The organism is Leifsonia araucanica (assembly GCF_051161895.1).
In the GTDB taxonomy this organism is placed as follows: Bacteria; Actinomycetota; Actinomycetes; order Actinomycetales; family Microbacteriaceae; genus Leifsonia.
Genome location: NZ_JBMBTW010000002.1, coordinates 2,471,452 through 2,494,153 on the forward strand (window position 1 = coordinate 2,471,452; position 22,702 = coordinate 2,494,153).

Consider the following 22,702-nt stretch of genomic DNA (forward strand, 5'->3'; position numbering starts at 1 on the left):
CAGCGTGAGCACACCGTACCTGGGCGAAATCCGCCTGGCCTCGTTCTCATTCGCGCCGAAGAACTGGGCGATGTGCGACGGGCAATTCCTTCCGATCAACCAGAATCAAGCACTGTTCTCGCTGCTCGGCACGACATACGGCGGAAACGGTCAGACCAACTTCCGCCTCCCCGACCTGCGCGGGCGGGTGCCCGTCGGGTTCGCGAACGACTTCCCGCAGGGCCAGGCAGGCGGGGAGTACGACCACACGCTGACAGCGAGCGAGCTCGGCGCGCACACGCATCAAGCGGCCGTCGCCGTCGTGCCGAACACGACGACGCCGACCGGATCGCAACTCGCCCAGCCGGGAAAGGCGGCATACGCGTCCGCCCCGACGGCGACGATGGCGCCCATCGCCGTGTCGCAGGCCGGCGGCGACCAGCCGCACACCAACACAGCGCCGTACCTCACCGTCAACTTCCTGATCGCCCTGGTGGGCATCTTCCCCACCCCGAACTGAGGAACCGATGTCTGACCAATTCGTCGGCGAGATCCGCCTCGTCGCCTTCGCCTTCGCCCCTCAGGGGTGGGCGTTCTGCCTGGGACAGCTCCTGCCGCTCTCGCAGAACACGGCGCTCTTCTCCCTGCTCGGCACCACGTACGGCGGAGACGGAAGGTCGACGTTCGCGCTGCCGAATCTGCAAGGGCGGACCGCGCTCGGCTGGACGCCGAACGGGCCACGCGGCGGACTCTCGTCGTACGACCTCGGCCAGAGCGGCGGCGAACAGGCCGTCTCGCTCAACCAGAGCACGATCCCATCGCACACGCACAACGTGCTCGCCGTCAACGCGCCGGGCACGACGAGCGTCGTGTCCTCGGACGCCGCGCTCGCCATCCCACGCTACGGCAGGGTGACCGAGCGGGCGTACTCCACCGGCCAGGCCACCGTGCCGCTCGCGGCCGGCGCGTTCGCCGTCGCGGGCAGCAGCCAGCCGCACAACAACCTGCAGCCGTACCTCTCGCTCAACTACATCATCGCCCTCCAGGGCGTCTTCCCGCCGCGTCCGTAGGACGGCAGCGCGGCTAGTACGGCAGAGCGGCCGCCGCGCTACTCCCGCACCGGCGCCACCGTGAGGTGCTCGCCGTCCTCCGCGAGGTCGACCCTCACCACGTCGCCGTCCCGGATCTCTCCGGCCAGCAGCTCCGTGGCGAGCCTGTCGTCGATCTCGCGCTGCATCAGACGGCGAAGAGGGCGGGCGCCGTAGATCGGGTCGTAGCCGCGTTCGGCCAGCCAGCGCCGCGCATCCGGGGTCACCGCCAGTTCGAGGCGGCGCTCCTGCAGGCGGCGCATCAGCCGGTCGATGTTGAGCTCGACGATCTCGCCCAGCTCCTCCTTGTCGAGGGCGGAGAACACCACGATGTCGTCGAGGCGGTTCACGAACTCCGGCTTGAAGGCCTGGCGGACCATCTGCATCACCGCCTCCTCCTTCTCGGTCTCGTTCAGGCTCGGGTCGACCAGGAACTGGCTTCCGAGGTTGGAGGTGAGGATCAGGATGGCGTTGCGGAAGTCGACCGTCCGGCCCTGGCCGTCGGTGAGGCGCCCGTCGTCGAGCACCTGCAACAGCACGTCGAAGACCTCGGGATGCGCCTTCTCCACCTCGTCGAGGAGGATCACCGAGTACGGCCGGCGACGGACAGCCTCGGTCAGCTGACCGCCCTGCTCGTAACCGACATAGCCGGGAGGGGCGCCGACGAGTCTGGACACCGAGAACTTCTCGCCGTACTCGCTCATGTCGATGCGCACCATCGACTTCTCGTCGTCGAACAGGAAGGCCGCGAGCGCCTTCGCCAGCTCCGTCTTGCCGACACCGGTCGGCCCGAGGAACAGGAAGGAGCCGGTCGGCCGGTCGGGGTCGGAGATTCCGGCGCGCGTGCGACGGACGGCGTCCGCCACCGCGGCGACGGCCTTCTTCTGCCCGATGATGCGGCGGCCGAGCTCGGCCTCCAGGTGCAGCAGCTTCTCCGTCTCGCCCTGCGTCAGCCGGTCGACGGGGATGCCCGTCCACGCGGCGACGACGGCGGCGATGTCGTCGGCGGTCACCTGCTCGTTGACCATGCGCGGCTGATCCGGGTGCTTCTCGGCGTTCTCCGCCTCCGCGAGCTCCCGCTCGATGGCCGGGATGGTCTCGTACTCGATGCGCGACGCCTCCTGGTAACGGCCGTCCCGCAGCGCGAGGTCGCGCTTGGTCTTGGCCTCATCCAGCTGGGAGCGGAGTTCTCCCACGCGGTTCAGCGACGCCTTCTCCGCACGCCATCGCTCCTGCAGCTCGGCCAGTTGGGCCTCCTGCTCGTGCAGCCGGGTGCGCAACTGCTCCAGGCGCTCCTTGCTCGCCTCGTCCTTCTCCTTCTTGAGCGCGAACTCTTCGAGCTTCATGCGCTCGACGACGCGTTGCAGCGTGTCGATCTCGACGGGGGCGGAGTCGATCTCCATCTTGAGCCTGCTCGCGGCCTCGTCGATGAGGTCGATCGCCTTGTCCGGCAGCTGCCTGGCGGTGATGTACCTGTTCGACAGGGATGCGGCTGCGACCAGGGCGGAGTCCTCGATCGTGACTCCGTGGTGCGCCTCGTACCTGCCTTTGAGGCCGCGGAGGATCGCGACGGTGTCCTCGACACTCGGCTCACCCACGTAGACCTGCTGGAAGCGGCGTTCGAGGGCGGCGTCCTTCTCGATGAACTCGCGGTACTCGTTGAGCGTGGTCGCGCCGATGAGGCGCAGCTCGCCGCGGGCGAGCATCGGCTTCAGCATGTTGGAGGCGGCGACAGAGCCCTCTCCGCCACCGGCGCCCATCAGGATGTGCAGCTCGTCGACGAAGGTGATGATCTCACCCTCCGCGTCGTTGATCTCCTTGAGGACGGCCTTCAGCCGCTCCTCGAACTGGCCGCGGTACATCGCGCCGGCCACGAGGGCGGAGAGGTCGAGGGAGACCAGCTGCTTCCCCTTCAGGGAGTCTGCGACGTCGCCGGCGACGATGCGCTGGGCCAGACCTTCGACGACGGCGGTCTTTCCGACGCCCGGCTCCCCGATGAGCACGGGGTTGTTCTTGGTGCGGCGCGTGAGCACCTGGCTGACGCGGCGGATCTCGGCGTCCCGGCCGATGACCGGGTCGAGCTTGCCGCTCTTGGCGATCTCCGTGAGGTTGACGCCGTACTGTTCGAGCGCGCTTTTCTGCTCCTCTTGAGTGGAGGGCGCGCCTTGCATGTTCGCCATTGGTGTCCTTTCCTCGGTCGGGCAAACTTGAGTCTACTAGGCTCAACTTTCTTTCGCACCCCCCTATTTCCTCCCGTGCGGAGAAAGTTGCACGTTGAGGGTCTTGGGCTGAAGGTCGGCCTTGTAGCGCCCGGGCGTGGTCCCGATGAGTTCACTGAACGCCGTGATGAAGCCGCTCGGGTTGGCCCACCCGCATGCATACGCGGTCTGTGTGATGTCCCAGCCATCGGCGAGGAGAGTCAGCGCGTGATAGATCCGCAGCTGTGTGCGCCACTGGTAGAACGTCATCCCCAATTCGCTGGCGAACAAGCGACTGAGCGTGCGGCCGCTCGCACCAACCCGCCTTCCCAGAGCTTCGAGCGTGCTGTTGTCGCCAGGGGCGTCATACAGCGCCTGGGTGACGGCGCGGAGCCGGTCGTCGCTCGGCTCCGGTAGGTGAAGCGGCTGATCTGCCGCGTCGTGAAGCTCGTCGACGAGAACACGGAGGAGACGACCGCGAGCGGAGCTGCTGTAGTCGGGGTGACCGTCACCAGCTTGGCCGTGACCAGTGATCGCCAGGAGGAGTTCGCGCGCCAGGCTCGAGACCAGAAACACCGCGGGACGCGCAGGCAAGAGGGATGCGAGGGCGGGGGTCAGGAACACGATGCGCATATCGGAGTCTCCGTGGGCGCGATGGAAATGCGCGAAGCCCGCCGGAATCCAACCGACGCGGTTGGCGGGGACGATCGAGGTTCCGTCCTCGGTGTATGCGGCCAACACACCGCTCGCCGCGTATACGAGGTGTCCGCGCTCGTGAGTCTGCAGTCGACTCGTGCCTCCCGACGGCCACAGATGCCTCCCGCCGGACGCCCACACACGGGAGACGAGAGACGTGCGAGCGGGCTGGCGGCGAGAGGGCATCGGTTGGCATTCTATCGGTTGGAAGCCAGGCGATGGGGGTGTGAGGCTGATTGTCGCGACGGGCTCCCGGCCGGGGAGCCCTGCACACTGCCCGAAAGGATCGCTCCACTCATGACGAACGACACCCTCCTCGAACAACGCAGGCTCCTCGACCAGGCGATGGGCGCACGGCCGGTACCCGACGGGACACGGCAATCCATCAGCAGGCTTGCCGGGAGGCGAGTTCTCGATGTCACGATCGACGGTATCGAGCCGCGAGGAACGCTGCTGTGGTTCCACGGTGGTGGCTTCATCGCGGGCACACCGGAGGTCACGATCGGGAAGGCGGCAGCGACCGCGCGGGCAGGGGGCATGCGCGTTCGCAGTGTCGACTACCGCCTTGCACCCGAGCACCCCTTCCCGGCAGCTCCCGACGATGCACTGGCGGCGTACCGCGCGGTGCTGGCCGAGACCGCACCCGAAGATGTGATCGTCGGCGGCGAGTCGGCCGGCGCGACCCTCGCCCTCGGGCTGGCGATCAATGCACGAGACGAGGGGCTGCCACTTCCGCGAGGCGTTGTGGTCTATTCACCCGCAACGGACCTTTCGATGGCGGGCGCGAGTCACCGAACCAAGGCCGATGTCGATGACGCACTCACGCCGAGCCTTCTCCAGGAGGTGTTCGCCGCCTACGCAGAGGGGACGCCGCTCACGCACCCGGGAGTGAGTCCGCTCTACGCCGACCTGCGTGGGTTGCCACCGCTGCTTGTCGTCGTGGGCACGCACGAGCTCCTTCTCGACGACGCTCTCGCCTTCGTGACCCGTGCGGCCGCGGCGGATGTCGACGTCGAGCTCGTCGTCGGAGCAGGGATGCCGCATGTGTTTCCCGGGAGGGGCGCCCACGTACCCCGCGCGGCGGAAGCGCTCGAGATCGTCGGGGCATTCGTTCGACGGCACCTCGGCGTGCGCTCGGGCTCCTTCTGAGCCGATCGATGGGAACACGCGCGTCTCGCCGTTCACAGTTCACAATCGCCCGATCGGGCCTTACAATTACCATCCAATACTGTATTGAATTATTAGTGATGAGGTACGCAGTGGAAAACGAACCAAGCGTCTACGAATGGATAGGCGGTCGGGCCGCGTTGGAACGAATGGCGCAGATCTTCTATGAAAAGTACGTCCCACACGACCCGCTTCTTGGCCCCCTGTTTGCTCAGGCGGCCCCGGATCATGCCCAGCGTGTGGCGCTGTGGCTCGGCGAAGTCTTCGGTGGTCCGAAGGCTTACAGCGACGATTTCGGCGGTTACTCGTCGATGCTGTCCCGGCACCTGGGGAGGGCGCTCACGGAGGAGAAGCGCGCCAGGTGGGTCGAGCTATTGGTCGCGTCCGCCAATGACGCCGGGCTGCCCAACGACGCCGAGTTCCGATCTGTTCTCAGCGGCTACATCGAGTGGGGCTCCCGGATCGCGGTCGAGAACTCTCAGGCGGGCGCCACCCCGCCACCGGCGATGCCGATGCCCCATTGGGAGTGGCACACCTCACCGGGCGCCCCCGGATCGCGAACGCCAGCCGGTCCTTCGCACGCCCCCGTCGCGTCAGAAGGGATGAACCCTGAAGGAGAGGACGATCCCGCGCCCGAAGGCGGTGGCGGCGTATCGTTTCGTTCGGACATCAAGCCGCTGATCAGAGAAGCCGATCGCGACGGGATGAAATGGGCGTTCGATCTCTGGTCGTACGACGAGGTACGCGAACACGCGGACACGATCCTCGCGCGCCTGAGCGCCGGCACGATGCCACCGGACGGCCCCTGGTCTGCCAGTCGGGTCGCGCTCTTCGAACGATGGATCGATGAGGGCAAAGCTCCCTAAGCCGACCACTCCCGATGCGCGATGTGCGCAGGAATTGGTGTCGAACGGAGCTCCCGCTCCTGCAGGCGTTCGGCCAACCACTGAAACCACTCCCAGACAGTTTCCCGCCCCAGGCCCTCCCGGTCTTCCTCGACGAAGAGGTGCAGCTTTCGCCACGAAATCGTTACGGCGCCGCTGAAGAAATCATCGATGGTTTCCATGTCGATTTCACGCCGGAACGTTAGCGCACCCAGGGTTTCCCAGGTAAGACCCACAAGAAAAATCTGATCCCACCCATCTGGCCCGAGCGCGTGCTCGATCGCCGCGCGATCCGATCCGTCAGGCAGAGAGTTCACGCGCCGCAGGGCTGCGGCGAAGTCGCCGCTCTGGAAGGAACGGACGAGCCCGAGCACCGCGTCACGCCGATGCTGTCGTCGAAGCTCGATCAATTGATATGCGGCGAAAATGACTCCGGCCAGCAAGGCGAAGGCGTTGACGAGGTTGAGGATGTCGGGCCAGTCCATATTCAAGCCTTCCGTGCGTCGTATGATCCAATACTGTATTGGATGGCAAACGAGGGCAGCGGCGATGGTCAATCAGGCGGGTAGAGCACGCGATGCGAGTATCGATCGGCGGGTCCTGGCCGCTGCAGCACGCCACCTTTCGGCGTACGGCTATGAGGGCATGTCGCTGAGCGCCGTAGCGGAGGAAGCGGGCACCACGCGCCAAGCCCTTTATCGCAGGTGGCCCGCGAAGTCCGATCTGGCCACGGCGGTCATCGCCGAGATGTCCGACACTGCCGTCTTGCCCGACTCGAGCGACCCATTTTCGGATCTTGTCGCAGAACTGCTGGACTTCCAGCAGGGCGTCTCCGGGAAGGGCCGCCTTTCGCTGGTGGGCACAATGCTGCAAGACACAACCGACATCAGCATTCGAGAGCGCTATCGCGCTCAGGTTATTGCACCCAGGCGCCGACGACTGAGGGCAACTCTTGAGCGCGCCATCGAGCGCGGTCTTATCGATGCGGATGCCGACCTCGAGGTCGCTCTGACAATGTGCACGGGCGCCTGGTACGGGAGAGCCCTCGCAGGTGCGCCCATCCCTCACGACTGGGCGCTCCGGACAGCAGCCCTCGTTTGGCGGGCGCTCGGTGGCCAGGTGCACCAGGTGCAGGTGCAGGAGCAGGGGAAGGCCGAGCCAGGGAAGGGCCAAAGCGCCAAGTGATGGCGCCCCCTCCGTCGCCCGCACCGGGGTCGCCGGGCCGGGCGCGACGCTGAGCGCGGGCGAGCAGCCACCAGGGCGCCCGATCGTCGTGCCCATTGCGCTCGGAAAAAGGTTCACTATTCAGTCTTGCTAACTACCGGTACTCGGCGTTACTATCTAGTAGTACCAAGCAACACTGAGTAGTTAGGAGAGCGTCATGAGCAAGCAAGCGACAGAGATGCTCAAAGGAACACTCGAGGGCATCGTCCTCGCCATCCTCGCCGGCCGTGCAGCATACGGCTACGAGATCACCTCCTGGTTGAGGGACCAGGGCTTCTCCGACATCGCAGAGGGCACCATCTACGCCCTGCTCGTCCGCATCGAGCAGCGCGGCCTCGTGGATGTGGAGAAGGTCCCGTCCGAGAAGGGTCCACCCCGCAAGGTGTACTCCCTCAACAGCCAGGGCCAGGAATACCTCGACGAATTCTGGACCACCTGGAGCTTCCTCTCCGAGCGACTGGAACAGCTCCGCCACACCGAACAGACCGACACGCAGACCCAGGAAGAGGAACAGTAATCATGGTCGCGAAATGGATCGAAGCCCTCACCGGCTCCCTCGAACAGAAGAAGCAGTACCGGCAGGCCGTCGCCCGCGTCCAGGCTCTCCCCGAGCCGTACCGCACCGCGGCCAAGGCGCTCAACCGGTACTTCATGTACTACGGCGGCATCACAGACGGCGACACGATGGTCACGATGATCGGCGACCACACCGACCTGTGGGAGCGCGCATCCATCGACGGCACCCCGGTCCGCGACATCGTCGGCGACGACCCGGTGGAGTTCGCAGAGGCGTTCGCGGCCTCGTACACGGGCAGCCAGTGGATCGACAAGGAGCGGGCACGCCTCACGAAGGCGATCGACGCGGCGGTCAGCGGAAAGGCCGCCCCCGACAACAAGGAGACGGACGAATGACCACCACCACCATGCCGGCACCGGCCATCCGGGTGCACGGCGTCGAGAAGTCCTTCAAGGAGCTGAGCGTGCTCCGCGGCGTCGACTTCGACGTCGCCCCCGGCAGCATCTTCGCCCTGCTCGGCTCGAACGGCGCTGGCAAGACCACCCTGGTGCGCATCCTGTCGACGCTGCTGAAGTCGGATGCGGGGACCGCGACGGTCGCAGGGTTCGACGTGGCGGCCGAGCCGGGCAGCGTGCGCGAGTCGATCAGCCTGACCGGCCAGTTCGCCGCAGTGGATGAGGTGCTCACCGGCAGGGAGAACCTCATCCTGGTGGCCAAGCTGCGCCACCTGAAGAACCCGGGCGGGATAGCGGACGACCTGCTCGCCCGGTTCTCGCTCACCGACGCCGGCAACCGCAAGGCCGCCACGTACTCCGGAGGGATGCGCCGCCGCCTCGACATCGCGATGAGCCTGATCGGCAATCCGCCCGTCATCTTCCTCGACGAGCCGACGACGGGCCTCGACCCCCAGGCGCGCATCGAGGTGTGGCAGACGGTCAAGCAGCTGGCCGGCCAGGGCACGACGGTGCTGCTCACGACGCAGTACCTCGACGAGGCCGAGCAGCTCGCCGACCGGATCGCGATCCTGCACAAGGGCACGATCATCCAGAACGGCACGCTCGCCGAGCTGAAGCAGCTCCTCCCCGCGGCGAAAGTCGAGTACGTGGAGAAGCAGCCGTCGCTCGAGGACGTGTTCCTCGCCCTCGTCGGCGAGACCGGCGAGACAGCCGAAGAGACCGCAACCGAAACCACACGAAAGGCAGACCGATGACCACGCACGTCATCAGCGACACCGGCGTTCTGACCGGTCGGTCGCTGCGCCACATTCTCCGCAGTCCTGACACCATCATCACCACCGTGATCACCCCGATCGCGCTGATGCTGCTCTTCGTCTACGTGCTCGGCGGGGCCATCCACACCGGCTCGGACGAGTCGTACGTCAACTACATGCTCCCCGGCATCCTGCTCATCACGATCGCATCCGGCGTGGCGTACACCGCGTACCGGCTGTTCCTCGATCTGCAGGGCGGCATCTTCGAGCGATTCCAGTCCATGCCGATCTCCCGGTCGAGTGTGCTTTGGGGCCACGTGCTCACCTCGCTGGCCGCGAACCTGGTCTCCGTGGCCGTCGTCATCGGCGTCGCGCTGATCATGGGGTTCCGCACCGGGGCATCGGTCGGCGCCTGGCTGGCCGTCGCGGGCATCCTGATCCTGTTCACCCTCGCGCTGACCTGGATCGCCGTGATCGCCGGACTCTCGGCCAAGACCGTGGACGGGGCGAGCGGCTTCAGCTACCCGCTGATCTTCCTCCCGTTCATCAGCTCCGCATTCGTGCCCACCGAGTCGATGCCGGCCCCGGTCGCCTGGTTCGCCGAGAACCAGCCTGTGACCTCGATCGTCAACACCATCCGCGCGCTCTTCGCCGAGCAGCCGGTGGGCGGGGACATCTGGATCGCCCTCGCCTGGCTCGTCGGCATCCTGGTGGTGGCCTACGGCTTCGCCATCGCGATCTACCGGCGGAAGATCAGCTGACCGCAGGATGAGCGCGATCATCGAGTTCGAACACACTCACGCGGCACCCGTCTCGGGTGTCGCGTGGATGTGTTGGGGCCCGATGGTCAGTCGGCGGCCGGCGACGGGTCCGGGATCTCGTGGGAGCGGTAGCGCGGGAGACGCGCGGCGGGGATGATGGCGAGCGCACTCACAGCGCCGAGCATCAGCAGTCCCAGACGGAGGGCGTCGAGGCGCGCCTGCTCGTTGATCTGCACGGCCGCATCCACCTGGGCGGGTGAGGCGTCCGTCTGGGCGAGCACGTCGCGGAGGCGGTCGTTGCTGACGAAGTTGACGTTGTCGAGATCCACCTGCGAGGTCAGCGACTCCGGCAGCTTGGGATGCGCGATCACCGCCTGCCCGACGTTCAGCCCGAGGATGGTGACGAGCAGGGCGCCGGCGATCGCCGTGCCGACCGCGGAAGCCAGGTTCTGCGTGGTCCCGCGCACCGAGCCGACGTCTCCGGCGAGTTCCTTCGGCGACGCCGTGACCAGCACGTTGAACACCAAGGTCACGAGGGCGCCCTGCCCGATGCCGAACACGATCAGCCCCAGGATGGTCGGGAGCGTCTCCCAGTTGTTGGTCACCACGAGCGACAGCCAGGCCAGCGCCGCCGTGGTCAGGATGAAGGAGAAGACGCCGATCGTGCGCGGGCTGAACCTGCGGTAGAACCGCACCACCAGCATCGCAGTGACGAACACCGTCAGGTTGAACGGGATCATGGCGAGCGACGTGTCGAACGGCGTGCGGCCCTGCACGATCTGCGTGTAGAGCGGGATGGTGAAGTTGATGGCGGCTTCCAGCAGCACGATGATGAACATCGCGTACACCGCCGAGCGCTCCCGCGACGAGCGCAGCACGCTCAGCGCGATCAGCGGCACCCGGCCCGTCTTGGTGCGGCGGCGGGTCCAGAGGAAGAACGCCTGCCCGAGCACGACGCCGACCACGATGAACACGATCGCGGGAGAGAGCCCCAGGATGTCGAACGGCGCATCCGGCCTGGCCTCGATGATGCCCCACGCGTTCAGATTGTTGAAGCCGAGCGTCAGCAGCACGATGCCGAGACCGATCAGGATGGCGCCGACCACGTCGATCTTGACGCTGCTGTCCCCACGGTCGGAGCGCAGCGAGAAGCTCAGGATGAACACCACGACCGCGAGCACCACCAGGATCGCGAACACCGGCCGCCAGCCCACCAGGGTGCCGAGCGCGCCGCCGATGAAGAACGCGCTGAACCCGGAGATGGCGCGGGCGGAGCCGAGCGATCCGATGGCCGTCGCCTGCTGCGTCCCCCGGTAGTTCTCCGCGATCAGCGCGACGAGCGCCGGGACGATGATGGCCGCGGACGCTCCGGCGAGCGCCTGGGCGCCGATCACCCAGCCGACGGTCGGCGCGAAGATCATCATCACCTCGGCGACCGCGAACAGGGCGATCACAATGCGGAAGATCAGCACCCAGCCGATGCGCTGACCGAGCTTTGCACCCACCATCACGAGCGCCGCGACCGCGATGCCGTACATGACGATGGCGGTGCTGACGGTGGTCGGGGGGACCCCGAAGTCGTCGACCATACCTCCGAGCGACACCGGCAGGGCCGCGACATTGAACGACATCAGGATCTGCGCGCAGAACAGCGCGATCATCGGTCGCCACGACGCCTTCTCGATCACCGGTGCGACGGCTTCTGTTGCACTCATCGTTCCTGCCCTTCTGTCGACGTGTCATGGAGCTGCGCGTCCGGCCTGCCGTGCACGCCGGACGCGAAGACGTTCAGCCCGAGGCTGCGTGAGAGGAACGCCGTGGCCCGCTGGCCGCGCACGCTGTTGCCCGCCGCATCCAGCGGGGGAGAGAACGTGCCGATCCCCACCTTGCCCGGCGCGATGGCGACGAGGCCGCCCGCGACCCCGGACTTGCCGGGGATACCTATCTCGAACAGCCACTCCCCCGACTGCTCGTAGAGCCCGCTGGCCGCCATCACGGCGAGCGTGTCCCTGCAGACGTGCTGCGAGACGACGCGTTCGCCGGTGACCGGGTTCACGCCGCCGTCGGCGAGGGTGGCGCCCATCACGGCGAGGTCGCGTGCCGTGACGAGGAGCGAGCACTGGCGCGTGTAGACGTCGACGACCTCGACAGGATCCGCGGTGATCCTGCCGTAGCTCTCCAGCAGCCGGGCGATGGCCTGGTTGCGCTGGTTGGTCGCCGTCTCCGACTCGTACACGCCGGTGTCGAGTCCGAGCCGCCTCCCGGCGAACCGAGACAGGCCGTCCTGGATGAACGCCCACCGTTCGTCGGCGGTCGCTCCCGGAACGAGCGCCGTGGTGGCGAGGGCTCCCGCGTTGACCATCGGGTTCATCGGGTGCCCGTCGTTCAGCTCGATGGCCATCACCGAGTTGAAGGCGAGGCCGGTGTTGTTCACCCCGACGCGTTCGAGGGCGAGCTCGTGGCCGAGTTCCTCGCAGACCAGGGCGTAGACGAACGCCTTCGAGATCGACTGGATGGAGAACGCGTGCCCGACGTCGCCCGCGCTGTGCACGGCGCCGTTCACCTCGGCGACGCTGACACCGAACAGGGCGGGGTCGGCGACGGCCAGCGCCGGGATGTAGTCGGCGACCGTTCCCGCGGTCACACCCCTGTTGCGTTCGAACGCATCCTGGACGAGGTGCTCGACGTCGTCCCAGGACGGGAGCGCGCCGGTCGAGACCCGTTCGGCTACTCCATCGACATCCAACTCCATGTGTGGGCTCCCCTCCACGCGTCGCCGCACGACGGTCGGTGTGCGGCGCTGTAGGCCCGTTTGGCTCATCATTTCGCTGTTCGGTGCCGCGCGCAACAAATGTTTCCCCCGCCGTGACGAGCGGGGTGGCGCGGGGCGCCCCGGCGGTGAAGGATGGGGACGTGGTTGACCCGATGGATGTGCGGATCGTGCTCATGGACAGCGCGACCGCCGCCGCACTCGCCCAGATCCTTCCGCTGCTGCTGCTGACCCTGATGGTGGAGCTGCGCAGGCTCGAACTGCACAGGCGCGGACGCTCGGTGCGGAGGACGAGGGCGCTGCTCGCCGCGTTCTTCCTGGTCTTCGGTTTCATCGAGTCAGCGCTGGTGCTGTCGATCGACGGCGAGCTCGTGCCGTTCACCTGGAGCGACCTCGCGTCCTCGCTGGTGATCTTCGGCCTGCTGGCGATCCTGTTCTGGCTCTCGCTGCAGGAGGCCCCGTCCCGGTCGAAGCGCTCACACGGAGACGACGCGCTCTGAGACACTGGTAGTGACGCTACCGGTAGTGCTACTATCAGCGCATGCTCATCACCGAACTCGCCGAGACCACCGGAACTCCGTCCGCCACGATCAAGTACTACGTGCGCGAGGGACTCCTGCCGGCCGGTGAGCGCCTGAACGGCAACCGCACGGAATACGGCGATGCGCACATCCACCGGCTGCGGCTCATCCGGTCGATGCTCGAAGTCGGGCACCTGTCCGTCAGCTCGGTGGCGCAGGTGCTGGCGGCGCTCGACGATCCGGATGCGCCGATCGCGCACACGTTCGACGTGGCGCAGCAGGCGTTGTCCCGCGCCGCGGTCCCCGACGTGTCGGAGCCGACGGACGCATCCATCGCCCGCATCGACGCGCTGATCGGGCGCGCGGGATGGTCGGACTGCGAAGGCAACATCGGCCAGCAGATCGCCGCGCGCGTGCTCGACGCGTTCGCGAACGCCGGCTTCCCGCTGCCGGACAGTTATCTGGACGCATACGCGTCAGCGGCCCGTGCGGCCGCCGACGCCGACCTCGACGCCGTCGCGGCCCTGCCGGACGCGTCGCGGATGGCCGAGCTCATGGTGGTCGGCACCGTGCTCGGCGACTCGCTCGCCCTCGGTCTGCGGCGCATCGCCCAGGCCGCCGTCACCTCGGAGAGAAGGCTCTCATGAAGTCCGTCTTCGCCTGGCACCGTCCGCTCATGACGGTCGCCGCCCTCATGGTCGTCAGCACCATCGTCTGCCTGATCGGCCTGCTGGTCGACCAGAGGCAGGTCCTCGGCGTCGACACCTGGCTCAAGCCGCTCAAGTTCTCCCTGTCGATCCTGCTCTACAGCGTGACCTGGGCCTGGCTGATCGCGCACCTCCCCCGGTTCCGCCGCGTGGCGCACACCGCGGGAACCGTCATCGCGGTCGCCCTGATCGTCGAACAGGTCGCGATCGTCGGCGCCGCCGCGGCCGGCACCACCAGCCACTTCAACGTCTCCACCGGACTCGCGGCCGCGGTGTGGGGCATCATGGCCGTGTCCATCACGGTGCTTTACGTCGGAACGTTCGTGACGACGATCGCGGTGTTCTTCCTGCGGCTGCCGACCGCATCCACCACCATCGCCGTGCGGGCGGGCGCTCTGATCGCGCTCGTCGGGATGGGCCTCGCCTACCTGATGACCGGCCCGACCGCGGCGCAGCTCCACGACTTCCAGGGCATCGCCGGCGCCCACACGGTCGGGCTGGCGGACGGCGGACCCGGGCTGCCGCTGCTCGGCTGGAGCACGGTGGGCGGCGATCTACGCATCCCGCACTTCATCGGGATGCACGCGCTGCAGCTGCTGCCGCTCTTCGCCATCGCGCTCGGTTGGCTCGGCCGCCACTGGCACGCCGTCGCCGACGACAGGGTGCGGCTGCGGCTCGTCGTGGTGGCGACCGCGGTGTACGCGGCCGTGCTTGTCCTGGTGACGTTCCAGGCGCTCGCCGGGCAGTCGATCGTGCGGCCGGACGGGCTCTTCCTGGCCGGAGGGTGGATCATCGCCGTCGGCGGAGTGCTCGCCGCCATCGCTGTCGTCGCGGTCGGAACGCACTCCGGCTCGCGGCCGAAGATGCACGCGGGGGCGACGGCATGACCGGGCCGCGCTGGAACGGCAGGGCGGTCTTCTTCCTCGTCGTCGCCGTCCTCGGGCTCGCCGGCACCTGGGCGTTCAACATCGCCGCCATCGTGCAGCACCGCGACTACGTGGGCGACTGGCTGCAGAGCGGCCCGGCGGTGTCGTCGCTCACGGTCGACGTGCTGATCGCCGCCGTGGCCGCAATCGCGTTCATGGTCTTCGAGAGCAGGCGACTCGGGATGCGGCGGGTGTGGGTCTACGTCGTCCTCATCCCGCTGGTGGCGCTCGCGTTCGCGCTTCCGCTGTTCCTGGCGATGCGGGAGCGGGCGCTGGCGGGGCGCGCGGCGGCGGATGCGGCGGCGGCACCGGACGCTGAGGCCGCCCCGTGATCGCGGCGGGCTCCGCGGACGACCGCGAGGCGTGCATCCGGCTGTGGCTGGACGCACTCCATTCCCGCGACGGGCACGCCGCACCGGACGGGACGACGGAGCGCTGCGCGGCCAAGTTCGCGAAGGACACCGTCTCGTTCCGCGTCGCGCGCGACGGGGACGCGCTGACAGGCTTCGTCCTGGCGACTGCGCCCGGCACCGGCGCTCCCGCCGATCCGCCCGACGCCGTCTACCTCGCCCTGCTCGCCGTCGCCCCGGCCCACCAGGGCGCCGGGCTCGGCGCTCAGCTGCTCGACGCCGCGACCAGGGATGCGCGCGACGCGGGCCACACCGCTCTCGTCCTGCACGTGCTCACGTCCAACGCCGCGGCCGTGCGACTGTACACGTCGCGGGGGTGGGTGGCGCGCGGGGCGGCGCACGCGCATCCGCTGAGCGGGGAGGCGTCGCAGACCTATACCCTCGCGCTCTGACCGGCCCTAGGATCATCGCATGTCGCTGCTCACGATCCTCGCCTTCTCCGGGCTCTGCCTGGTGCTCGCGCTGACCCCTGGACCTGACACGTTCCTGGTGCTCCGCTACAGCATGGCCAGGGCGCGCGACGGTTTCGCGGCGGCGGTCGGCTGCTCGCTCGGCTCGCTCGTCTGGGCCGGGCTGGTCGCGGTCGGCCTCGCGACGCTGATGGAGCAGTCTGCCGAGGTGTTCCGCATCGTGAAGATCGTGGGAGGGCTGTACCTCATCTACCTCGGCGTGATGGCGTTCGTCGCGACGCGGAGGAGCGCGCGCGCTGCGGCTGCCGCCGCCTCCTCTGCCGACGCCTCGACGGAGGGTGGCGCGGAGTCCCCCGCGGCTCCGGCGACCGGCGGCTGGTCGCTCCGCAGCCTCCTGGCCGGGATGCTCTCCACCCTGCTCAACCCGAAGGTCGGGCTGTTCTTCCTCGCGGTCGTGCCGCAGTTCGTGCCGGCGAACGCCGGTCTGGGCGAGACCATGCTGCTCGGCGCGGTGGACGCGCTCGTCTCCGTCGCCTACCTCGGCGTCGTGGTACTGCTCGCCTCCCGCATGGTCGCCTGGCTGAAGCGCCCGCGGGTCACCCGCGCGCTCGAACGCGTGTCCGCCGGCATCCTCGCGGCCCTCGGCATCGGCACCGTGGTCGCCGGCGCGGAAAGCTGACGTTTCCCTCGCTTTCGCGCTCTTATACGCTCGGACGGTGACGATTCGAGCGGCACGGACCACGGACATCCCGGCCATCCAGGAGATCGAACGGGCAGCGGGAGAGCCGTTCCGCGGGATCGGGCTCGCGGAGATCGCCGACGACGAGCCTCCGGGCGCGGACGAGCTGGCGGCGTGCATCCGGAGCGGCGGAGCGCTGGTGGCGGTCGACGGGACGGACACCCCCGTCGCGTATCTGCTGGTCGAGACGCTCGGCAGCCGGGCGCACATCGAGCAGGTGTCCGTGCATCCATCGCACGCCAGGCAGGGGCTCGGCGCGCGGTTGATCGAGGCTGCGGACGCCTGGGCGCTGGAGCGCGGACTGACCGAGGTGACGCTGACGACGTTCGCCGACGTTCCGTGGAACGCGCCGTACTACGCCCGTCTCGGATTCTCGCTACTTCCCGACGAGCAGTGGGACGACGCGCTCCGCGAGCGGGTGCGCGAGGAGGCCGCTGCCGGGCTCGCGCTCAGCGACTGGCCCCGGGTGGCGATGGCGCGGGATGCGCGGCGCCGGTCGGCGGTCTGACCCACCGCGCAGACGATCCGGACGGATGGTCGCCTGTCCCGGACGGAGGGTCAGGTGCGCCCCTCCGCGATCCGCCAGGGTGGAACAGTGACGACAGACACCTCTCCCATCCGGGCCACCTCCCCCGCCGCCCCCACGCACCAGCGCACGCGCTGGGCCGCCCTCATCGTCATGCTCCTGACGAGCTTCGTGCTGGTGACGGCCGAGTTCCTGCCATCCGGCGTGCTGACCGCGATGGCCGCCGAGCTGGGGGTGACACCCGGACAGGCCGGGCAGACCGTCACCGTCACGGCGTTCGTCGGGTTCCTGGCGGCGCCGACGCTCGGCATCCTGATCCCCCGGATGGACAGGCGCACCTTCCTGGTGCTCGTCGCGATCCTCGCCGCGGTGTCCAACCTGGCGGTGGCGGTGGCGCCATCGCTGTGGCTGCTGCTGGTGGCGCGGCTGCTCATCGGCGTGGCGATCAGCGGCTTCTGGTCGATGTCGCTCACGGTGGCGGCGCAGCTGGCCAGCCCGGAACGGCTCGGGCGGGCGATGACCATCGTCAGCGCCGGCATGACCCTGGCCGTCGTGGCCGGTGTGCCGATCGGGGTGTACCTCACCGAGCTGGTCGACTGGCGCGGCGTGTTCCTCGGCGCGGCCGTGCTCACCGCCGTCGTCGCGGTCGCCCTGCGCCTGACGCTGCCACGGATCGCACCGGCAGAGGCATCGAGCCTGAGCATCCTGGTCGACACGCTCAAGCGGCCTGGAGTGCGGCAGGGCCTCGCCGGCCACATTCTGATCGTGTTCGGGCACTTCATGGCGTACACGTTCATCCGGCTCGCGCTCGACCAGGTGCCCGGACTCGACACGGCCTTCGCGGCCGGCCTGCTCGTGGTGTTCGGCGTGGGCGGCGTGGTCGGGAACCTCGTGGTCGGCGCACTGGCCGACCGGTACCTCGGACTGCTGCGCTACCTGCAGCCGGCGCTCATCGCCGGGGCGATCCTGCTCTCGGTGCTCGGGCAGGGCTCGGTGATCGTGGTGGCAGCGGCCATCGTGGTGTGGGGCTTCGGCTTCGGGGCGTGGCCGGCAGTCATCAACACCTGGGCAGGACGCTACATCCCGGACAGGCTCGAAGCGGCGGGCGGCCTCGTCGTCGCCGGGTTCCAGCTGGCGATCACCCTCGGCGCCGGTCTCGGCGGCATCCTGGTCGACAGTGTGGATGTGCGGTTCACGTACCTGGTGGCGGTGGCCGTGGTCGCGGTGGGGGTGGTGCTGTTCGGCAGCGCGGGGAGGCGCCGGGCGCTGCAGGGGTGAGGGCGGCTGGGGGCGCGCGCGGCTAGCTTGCGCGCTGCCGCCAGACGGACGGGGCGAAGCCGGTGTGGCGGCGGAAGGCGCGGCTGAAACCGGCGTCCGACTCGTAGCCGAGCATCCGGGCGGTCTCGCTGACCGTGAGACCGTCCTGCGAGAGATAGGTCATGGCCGCATCCATCCGCACCTGGGCGAGATAGCTGGCGGGCGACTGCCCCACCTGTTCGCGGAAACGCTCGGCGAAGATCGTGCGCGACATGGCGCCGACCGCTGCGAGGTCGCCGACGGTCCACGGGCGACCGGGGTTCGCGTGCATCGCGTCGAGCACGCGCGACACGAACGGGTCCTCGACCACCGACGGCCAGTTCTCGGGAGCGCAATCGCCCTCGGCCCAGGCCCGGATCGCCACCGAGACGATGGTGGTGGCCATCCGGCCGCAGATTACGTCGTCGCCGGCGCGGCGCGGCTTCACCGATCCGCCCATCTGCGCGGCGAGGAGGGCGATGGCCGGGTCGAGCTCCGCCAGCTGGTTCACGCCGACCACGTCGGGCAGCGCGTCGAGCGCGCGGGTGCCGCCCACCGGCCGCAGCTCGCTGACGATCACCTCGCCGACGCCGTCCGCCAGCATGTCGACCGCGTTACGGCCGGTCGTGAAGACCACGTCGCCGGCGCGAAAGGCGAGCTGAACGCCCTGCGGGCCGCGCGAACGCACCCGGATGGACCCCGCAAGCAGATAGACGAACGTCGCACCGGGGAAGGTCGCCCGGTCGCCGGGCTCGAGTGCGACGCGACGCGACGCATCCACTCGCCACTCGAGCGTGGACAGCAGCTCGTCGAGCGTGGCGGGGGAGGTCATCGCGGTGATCGTCACGTTCGCGAAAACAGCGCGAGGGGGTGCGCTATTCCTCGGGTGCGGGCGTGCGGCGCGGTCGTGCTCTACGGCCGGTAGTCACGATTCGGCTGCTCGTAGCCTTTTCTCGCCTCCGGATCACCCGCACCACGCGCCGGCCCGAACGACGAGCCGACGACCATCAACGCATCCACGACCCGCTTGAACGCGCGGCCGACAACCGGCCGACGCGGACGACGACCGGATCTGTTTTCTCCGAAACCATTGGACCCCCCTGCCTCATCGTGGCACACGCGCCCCATTCGTTAGCCTGATCGCAGACACAAGCGGAGGAGCGGCATGTCGGGACCGGGGCGACGCGACGTCTTCAGGATTCGCGGATTCTTCGCGTACTGGGCGTCGTACACCGTCTCGGGATTCGGCACGTACGTCACGACGCTGGCCCTCCAGGTGCTCGTACTGGTGTCGCTGCACGGGACCGCAGCGGACATCGGGCTACTCAACGCGGCCAGGTGGCTCCCGTATCTGGTGCTCGGCGTCGTGGTCGGGGCGCTGGTCGACCGGCGGAGGAGGCGCCCGGTGCTGATCGGGAGCGACCTCGGGCGGGCCGTGCTACTGGCGTTGATCCCGCTGTTCTTCGTTCTCGGCGTGCTGAACATCCCGGTGCTGCTCGCGATCGTCTGCGCCTTGGGCCTGCTGTCGCTGTTCGGGGACGCCGCCTCCCAGTCGCTGGTGCCGCGGATCGTGCCCCGCAGCGCCCTGCTGGCCGCCCACGCCCGCACCGATCAGAGCGACGCCGTCGCGCAGACCTCTGGGCCGCTCGTCGCCGGTGCGCTGGTGTCGCTCGTCGGCGCGGCGTCGGCGATCGTCGTGGATGCGGTGTCGTACCTCTTCTCCGCGGTCGCGATCTGGCGGGTCAGAGTGGACGAACCACCGGCGGCGGCGACCCCGGCCCGCAGCCTTCGCCGCGAGATCGCGGAGGGGCTGCGGTGGGTCTACCGCCATCCCGTGCTCGGTCCGATGGCGATCGGCTCGCACGGCTGGTTCTTCTTCAACAGCATCCTGGGCACGGTCTTCGTGCCGTTCGCCCTGCTCGCGCTCGACCTGAGCGCGTTCCAGCTCGGGATCGCCCTGGCCGGCGCCGGGGTCGCCGGGCTGATCGGCAGCTCGGTGTCGATCCGCGTCGGACGCCGCTGGGGAGCGGGCGTCGCGGTCGTCGCGAGCAACCTGCTGATGGTCGTCGGCTGGGGCCTCATCGCGATCGTGCCCGGCGACGCGGCCACCTGGCTGGTGGTGACGATCCTCACGGTCGGCCAGGGGTTCTACGGCCTCGGGCTGGGCCTCAGCAATGCCAACGAGATGGGGTACCGGCAAGCGGTCACCCCGGACGAGCTGCAGGCCCGCACGAACACCACGATGCGGTCGGCGAACCGCGCCATGATCGTCGTCGGGGCGCCCATCGGCGGCCTCGCCGCGACGGTCATCGGCTACCGGCCGACGCTCTGGATCGCGATAGCCGGGATCGTCGCGGTCACCGTCTTCCTCGCGCTCTCGCCGTTCGGCCGCGCCCGCCACGCGAGCGACGACGTGGTCGGCTGAGGGCACCACCCGCGCGGCGCGGCCACTCGCCCACCACGCTCACTCGCGACGGGACGCCGTGACCGTGAACTTGGCGTTGCGCGCCACCTGCCTGGTCGGTCCCACCGCGCGTTCCAGCGCCGAGCGGTAGCCGAGGTGGGAGTTCCACACGGTCCACAGTTCGCCGCCGGGGGCGAGGACGCGTCCGGCATCGGCGAACATCCGGTGGGCGATCCCGGTGTGCACGGCGCTGCCGATGTGGAAGGGCGGGTTGAGGACGATCAGGTCGGCGGTCGCATCCGGCTGCCCGGCGAGACCGTCGTCGCGCACGACGGTGACGCGGTCGGCGACGCCGTTCGCCGCTGCGGTGGCCGTTGCCGAGGCGACGGCCGCGGCGGACTGGTCGGTCGCGATGACGCGCAGGCCCGGCCTGCGCAGGGCGAGCGTCGTGGCGAGCACGCCGGTTCCGCAGCCGAGGTCGATGGCGGTGCGCGCATCCGGAGCGGCGGCGTCGATCACGCTGAGCAGGAAGCGGGTGCCGATATCGACCGAGGTGCCCGCGAACGCGGCGCCGTGCGCGCACACCGTGATCCCGAGTTTGTCGTCGTGCGACCGCCGCGGCCACCGGTCGTCCGTGCCCGCGACCGGCTGCGGATGCTCGGCGGTGAGCACGCGCGCCTTCTGCCGGGCGAGCGACGCCGCAACGGAGCCGAAGGCCGTACCGAGCACGTCGTTCATCGCCAGGCTCATGTGTTTCAGCATTCCGCCCGCGTAGACGACCGCATCCGGATGAGCGTGCGCCGCCACCAGCGTCGCGATCTCGTCCAGCGCATCCAGGCTCCGCGGCAGGCGCAGCAGGACCACCCGCGCGTCGCGGACGAGTTCGGCGTCGAGCGGGAGCCCGCGGTATGCGTCGGAGTAGCCGAGCTCGGCGGCGTTGGCGGCGAGCGCCTGTTCTCCGGTGAGCGGATCCTGGTGCACGCGGATACCGGTGGTGCCCTCTGCGGCCGCCGCCAGGGTGAGCGCACCGTACGCGTCGCCGATGACGACGACCTCGCCGTCCGCAGCCGCGGCGACCGCATCCCGTGCCAGGTCGGCGATCAGGCGGTCGGCCGCATCCGAGGCGAACAGGTTCTCGCCTTCCACATCCGGCCACCGCCGCAACCGCGCATACTCGAACACGGGATCAATTCTCGCAGCCCCGGGATGCCACCCAGCCTCGCGGGATGCCCGCCGACCTCGCGGGATGCCCGACGGCCCGCGCATCCGGCGTCAGAGCCAGTTGTTCCGCTTGAACGCGTAGTACAGCCCGATGCCGGTCGCGAGCATCAGCGCGAGCGCGAACGGGTAGCCGAGTGCCCAGTGCAGCTCAGGCATGTGGTCGAAGTTCATCCCGTAGATCGTGCCGACCAGCGTCGGGGTGAACAGGATGGCCGCCCAGGACGAGATCTTCTTGACCTCGTCGTTCTGCGCCTGGCCGACGAGCGTGGTGTGCACCAGCAGCGCGTTCTGCAGGATCTGCCGGAACCCGTCCGCCCGCTCCACGATCCGGATGACGTGGTCGTGCACATCCCGGAACCGGTCGCGCAACGACTCGTCCGCACCGGATGCGGCGAGCGCGTCCCTGAGACTCTGCAGCACCCCGCCGAGCGGGTTGACCGCCCGCTGGAACGTCATCACCTCGGAGGAGAGCTCGTAGATGCGGCGCGACACCGTGCGGTCGCCGTTGAAGAGCTGGTCCTCGATCTCGTCGATGTCGTTCTCGAGGCCGGCGATCACGGGGGCGTAGTCGTCGACGATCTGGTCCAGGATGCCGTACAGCACCCCGATCGGACCGGGTGCGAGCAGCCGCGCGTCGTGCTCCATCCTGTGCCGGACGACCGAGAGGTCCGGCCATTCGAAGTGCCGCACGGTGATGACGAACTGCTCGCCGAGGAAGACGTGCACCTCACCGAACTCGACCTTCTCGGTCTCGTCGATGTAGTGCGCGGGCCGCAGCGCCACGAACGTCGTGGTGCCGTACTTCTCCAGCTTTGCGCGCTGGTGCCCGCTCAGGGCGTCTTCCACGGCGAGCTCCGGCAGCTCGAACTCGGTCGCGACGGCGGCCAGCTCCTTCTCGGTCGGCCGGTACAGGCCGATCCAGGCGAACCCGTTGCGTTCCCGCACCGTCTCGAACGTCTGCTCCAGGGATGTCGGGTCAGCGGTGCGCCGACCGTCGACGTAGACGGCGTTGTCGACGATCATGGGGTCTCCTTCCGGGAGGGCTCCC

General features: G+C 68.8%; 26 protein-coding genes. 18 read left to right on the forward strand and 8 right to left on the reverse strand.

Annotated elements, in window-relative coordinates; genetic code table 11:
- The first annotated feature begins 4 nt into the window (after positions 1-4).
- Both ACN6M5_RS11860 and ACN6M5_RS11865 read left to right on the forward strand, forming a co-directional pair.
- Positions 5-499, forward strand: coding sequence for a phage tail protein (locus ACN6M5_RS11860; RefSeq protein ID WP_434950050.1), 495 nt, complete (start codon positions 5-7; stop codon positions 497-499).
- A 7-nt stretch (positions 500-506) separates the two neighbouring features.
- Entirely contained in the window at positions 507-1,049 is a 543-nt protein-coding gene (locus ACN6M5_RS11865; protein WP_434950052.1) for a phage tail protein, read from the forward strand.
- A gap of 38 nt (positions 1,050-1,087) precedes the next feature.
- Here ACN6M5_RS11865 and ACN6M5_RS11870 read toward each other — a convergent pair whose 3' ends face one another.
- Together ACN6M5_RS11870 and ACN6M5_RS11875 are read right to left on the reverse strand one after the other, a co-directional pair.
- Complete coding sequence (locus ACN6M5_RS11870; RefSeq protein ID WP_434950054.1) at positions 1,088-3,247, reverse strand: ATP-dependent Clp protease ATP-binding subunit; 2,160 nt, start codon at positions 3,245-3,247, stop codon at positions 1,088-1,090.
- Between the two features lie 63 nt (positions 3,248-3,310).
- Complete coding sequence (locus ACN6M5_RS11875; protein ID WP_434950056.1) at positions 3,311-4,006, reverse strand: helix-turn-helix transcriptional regulator; 696 nt, start codon at positions 4,004-4,006, stop codon at positions 3,311-3,313.
- A 252-nt stretch (positions 4,007-4,258) separates the two neighbouring features.
- On the opposite strand from ACN6M5_RS11875, the gene ACN6M5_RS11880 reads away from it, so the two are divergent.
- Entirely contained in the window at positions 4,259-5,110 is an 852-nt protein-coding gene (locus ACN6M5_RS11880) for an alpha/beta hydrolase (protein ID WP_434950058.1), read from the forward strand.
- Between the two features lie 110 nt (positions 5,111-5,220).
- Positions 5,221-5,994: a group II truncated hemoglobin gene (locus tag ACN6M5_RS11885; RefSeq protein WP_434950060.1), complete on the forward strand. Its 774-nt coding sequence runs from the start codon at positions 5,221-5,223 to the stop codon at positions 5,992-5,994.
- Here the strand turns inward: ACN6M5_RS11885 and ACN6M5_RS11890 are convergent.
- Positions 5,991-6,497, reverse strand: a complete 507-nt coding sequence (locus ACN6M5_RS11890; protein ID WP_434950062.1) for a DUF4760 domain-containing protein — start codon at positions 6,495-6,497, stop codon at positions 5,991-5,993. The two genes, ACN6M5_RS11885 and ACN6M5_RS11890, sit on opposite strands and share 4 nt — an antisense overlap.
- A gap of 64 nt (positions 6,498-6,561) precedes the next feature.
- Here ACN6M5_RS11890 and ACN6M5_RS11895 point away from each other — a divergent pair, with 64 nt between their 5' ends.
- The 5 genes from ACN6M5_RS11895 (at position 6,562) to ACN6M5_RS11915 (ending at position 9,724) form a co-directional block, all read left to right on the forward strand.
- A complete protein-coding gene (locus ACN6M5_RS11895; RefSeq protein WP_434950064.1) occupies positions 6,562-7,197 on the forward strand; it encodes a TetR/AcrR family transcriptional regulator in 636 nt (211 codons plus the stop codon).
- Between the two features lie 196 nt (positions 7,198-7,393).
- Positions 7,394-7,753 (forward strand): PadR family transcriptional regulator, encoded by a 360-nt coding sequence (locus ACN6M5_RS11900; protein ID WP_434950066.1) that lies wholly within the window; start codon positions 7,394-7,396, stop codon positions 7,751-7,753.
- 2 nt (positions 7,754-7,755) lie between these two features.
- Positions 7,756-8,148 (forward strand): DUF1048 domain-containing protein, encoded by a 393-nt coding sequence (locus ACN6M5_RS11905; protein ID WP_434950068.1) that lies wholly within the window; start codon positions 7,756-7,758, stop codon positions 8,146-8,148.
- Positions 8,149-8,159: 11 nt separating this feature from the next.
- Positions 8,160-8,963, forward strand: a complete 804-nt coding sequence (locus ACN6M5_RS11910; RefSeq protein ID WP_434952383.1) for an ABC transporter ATP-binding protein — start codon at positions 8,160-8,162, stop codon at positions 8,961-8,963.
- Positions 8,960-9,724 (forward strand): ABC transporter permease, encoded by a 765-nt coding sequence (locus tag ACN6M5_RS11915; protein WP_434950070.1) that lies wholly within the window; start codon positions 8,960-8,962, stop codon positions 9,722-9,724. The genes ACN6M5_RS11910 and ACN6M5_RS11915 overlap by 4 nt, the downstream gene beginning before the upstream one ends.
- Before the next feature lie 86 nt (positions 9,725-9,810).
- Here ACN6M5_RS11915 and ACN6M5_RS11920 read toward each other — a convergent pair whose 3' ends face one another.
- Positions 9,811-11,439 carry an MFS transporter gene (locus tag ACN6M5_RS11920; RefSeq protein ID WP_434950072.1) on the reverse strand — a complete coding sequence of 543 codons (1,629 nt, stop codon included), beginning with the start codon at positions 11,437-11,439 and terminating at the stop codon, positions 9,811-9,813.
- The gene (glsA, locus tag ACN6M5_RS11925) at positions 11,436-12,476 is read right to left on the reverse strand and encodes a glutaminase A (protein ID WP_434950074.1); all 1,041 of its coding nucleotides are present in this window, start codon (positions 12,474-12,476) and stop codon (positions 11,436-11,438) included. The genes ACN6M5_RS11920 and glsA overlap by 4 nt, the downstream gene beginning before the upstream one ends.
- 161 nt (positions 12,477-12,637) lie before the next feature.
- On the opposite strand from glsA, the gene ACN6M5_RS11930 reads away from it, so the two are divergent.
- The 8 genes from ACN6M5_RS11930 (at position 12,638) to ACN6M5_RS11965 (ending at position 18,011) form a co-directional block, all read left to right on the forward strand.
- Positions 12,638-12,994: a hypothetical protein gene (locus ACN6M5_RS11930; RefSeq protein ID WP_168690479.1), complete on the forward strand. Its 357-nt coding sequence runs from the start codon at positions 12,638-12,640 to the stop codon at positions 12,992-12,994.
- A 41-nt stretch (positions 12,995-13,035) separates the two neighbouring features.
- Entirely contained in the window at positions 13,036-13,662 is a 627-nt protein-coding gene (locus tag ACN6M5_RS11935; RefSeq protein ID WP_085368216.1) for a MerR family transcriptional regulator, read from the forward strand.
- Positions 13,659-14,609 (forward strand): hypothetical protein, encoded by a 951-nt coding sequence (locus ACN6M5_RS11940; protein ID WP_434950077.1) that lies wholly within the window; start codon positions 13,659-13,661, stop codon positions 14,607-14,609. The genes ACN6M5_RS11935 and ACN6M5_RS11940 overlap by 4 nt, the downstream gene beginning before the upstream one ends.
- A complete protein-coding gene (locus tag ACN6M5_RS11945) occupies positions 14,606-14,980 on the forward strand; it encodes a DUF2834 domain-containing protein (RefSeq protein ID WP_434950079.1) in 375 nt (124 codons plus the stop codon). The genes ACN6M5_RS11940 and ACN6M5_RS11945 overlap by 4 nt, the downstream gene beginning before the upstream one ends.
- Positions 14,977-15,450 carry a GNAT family N-acetyltransferase gene (locus tag ACN6M5_RS11950; RefSeq protein WP_434950081.1) on the forward strand — a complete coding sequence of 158 codons (474 nt, stop codon included), beginning with the start codon at positions 14,977-14,979 and terminating at the stop codon, positions 15,448-15,450. Before ACN6M5_RS11945 ends, ACN6M5_RS11950 begins: the two co-directional genes overlap by 4 nt.
- A 19-nt stretch (positions 15,451-15,469) precedes the next feature.
- Positions 15,470-16,147: a LysE family translocator gene (locus ACN6M5_RS11955; RefSeq protein ID WP_434950083.1), complete on the forward strand. Its 678-nt coding sequence runs from the start codon at positions 15,470-15,472 to the stop codon at positions 16,145-16,147.
- A gap of 37 nt (positions 16,148-16,184) precedes the next feature.
- On the forward strand, positions 16,185-16,715 hold the full coding sequence (locus tag ACN6M5_RS11960; protein WP_434950085.1) for a GNAT family N-acetyltransferase: 531 nt from the start codon (positions 16,185-16,187) through the stop codon (positions 16,713-16,715).
- An 87-nt stretch (positions 16,716-16,802) separates the two neighbouring features.
- Positions 16,803-18,011: an MFS transporter gene (locus tag ACN6M5_RS11965; protein ID WP_168690484.1), complete on the forward strand. Its 1,209-nt coding sequence runs from the start codon at positions 16,803-16,805 to the stop codon at positions 18,009-18,011.
- 22 nt (positions 18,012-18,033) lie between these two features.
- Here the strand turns inward: ACN6M5_RS11965 and ACN6M5_RS11970 are convergent, their stop codons facing one another.
- Entirely contained in the window at positions 18,034-18,861 is an 828-nt protein-coding gene (locus tag ACN6M5_RS11970) for an AraC family transcriptional regulator (protein ID WP_434950088.1), read from the reverse strand.
- Positions 18,862-19,194: 333 nt separating this feature from the next.
- On the opposite strand from ACN6M5_RS11970, the gene ACN6M5_RS11975 reads away from it, so the two are divergent.
- Positions 19,195-20,454 carry an MFS transporter gene (locus tag ACN6M5_RS11975; protein WP_434950090.1) on the forward strand — a complete coding sequence of 420 codons (1,260 nt, stop codon included), beginning with the start codon at positions 19,195-19,197 and terminating at the stop codon, positions 20,452-20,454.
- A gap of 39 nt (positions 20,455-20,493) precedes the next feature.
- Here the strand turns inward: ACN6M5_RS11975 and ACN6M5_RS11980 are convergent, their stop codons facing one another.
- Positions 20,494-21,615 carry a class I SAM-dependent methyltransferase gene (locus ACN6M5_RS11980; RefSeq protein WP_434950092.1) on the reverse strand — a complete coding sequence of 374 codons (1,122 nt, stop codon included), beginning with the start codon at positions 21,613-21,615 and terminating at the stop codon, positions 20,494-20,496.
- Between the two features lie 90 nt (positions 21,616-21,705).
- On the reverse strand, positions 21,706-22,677 hold the full coding sequence (gene corA / locus ACN6M5_RS11985; protein WP_434950094.1) for a magnesium/cobalt transporter CorA: 972 nt from the start codon (positions 22,675-22,677) through the stop codon (positions 21,706-21,708).
- Positions 22,678-22,702 lie beyond the last annotated feature (25 nt).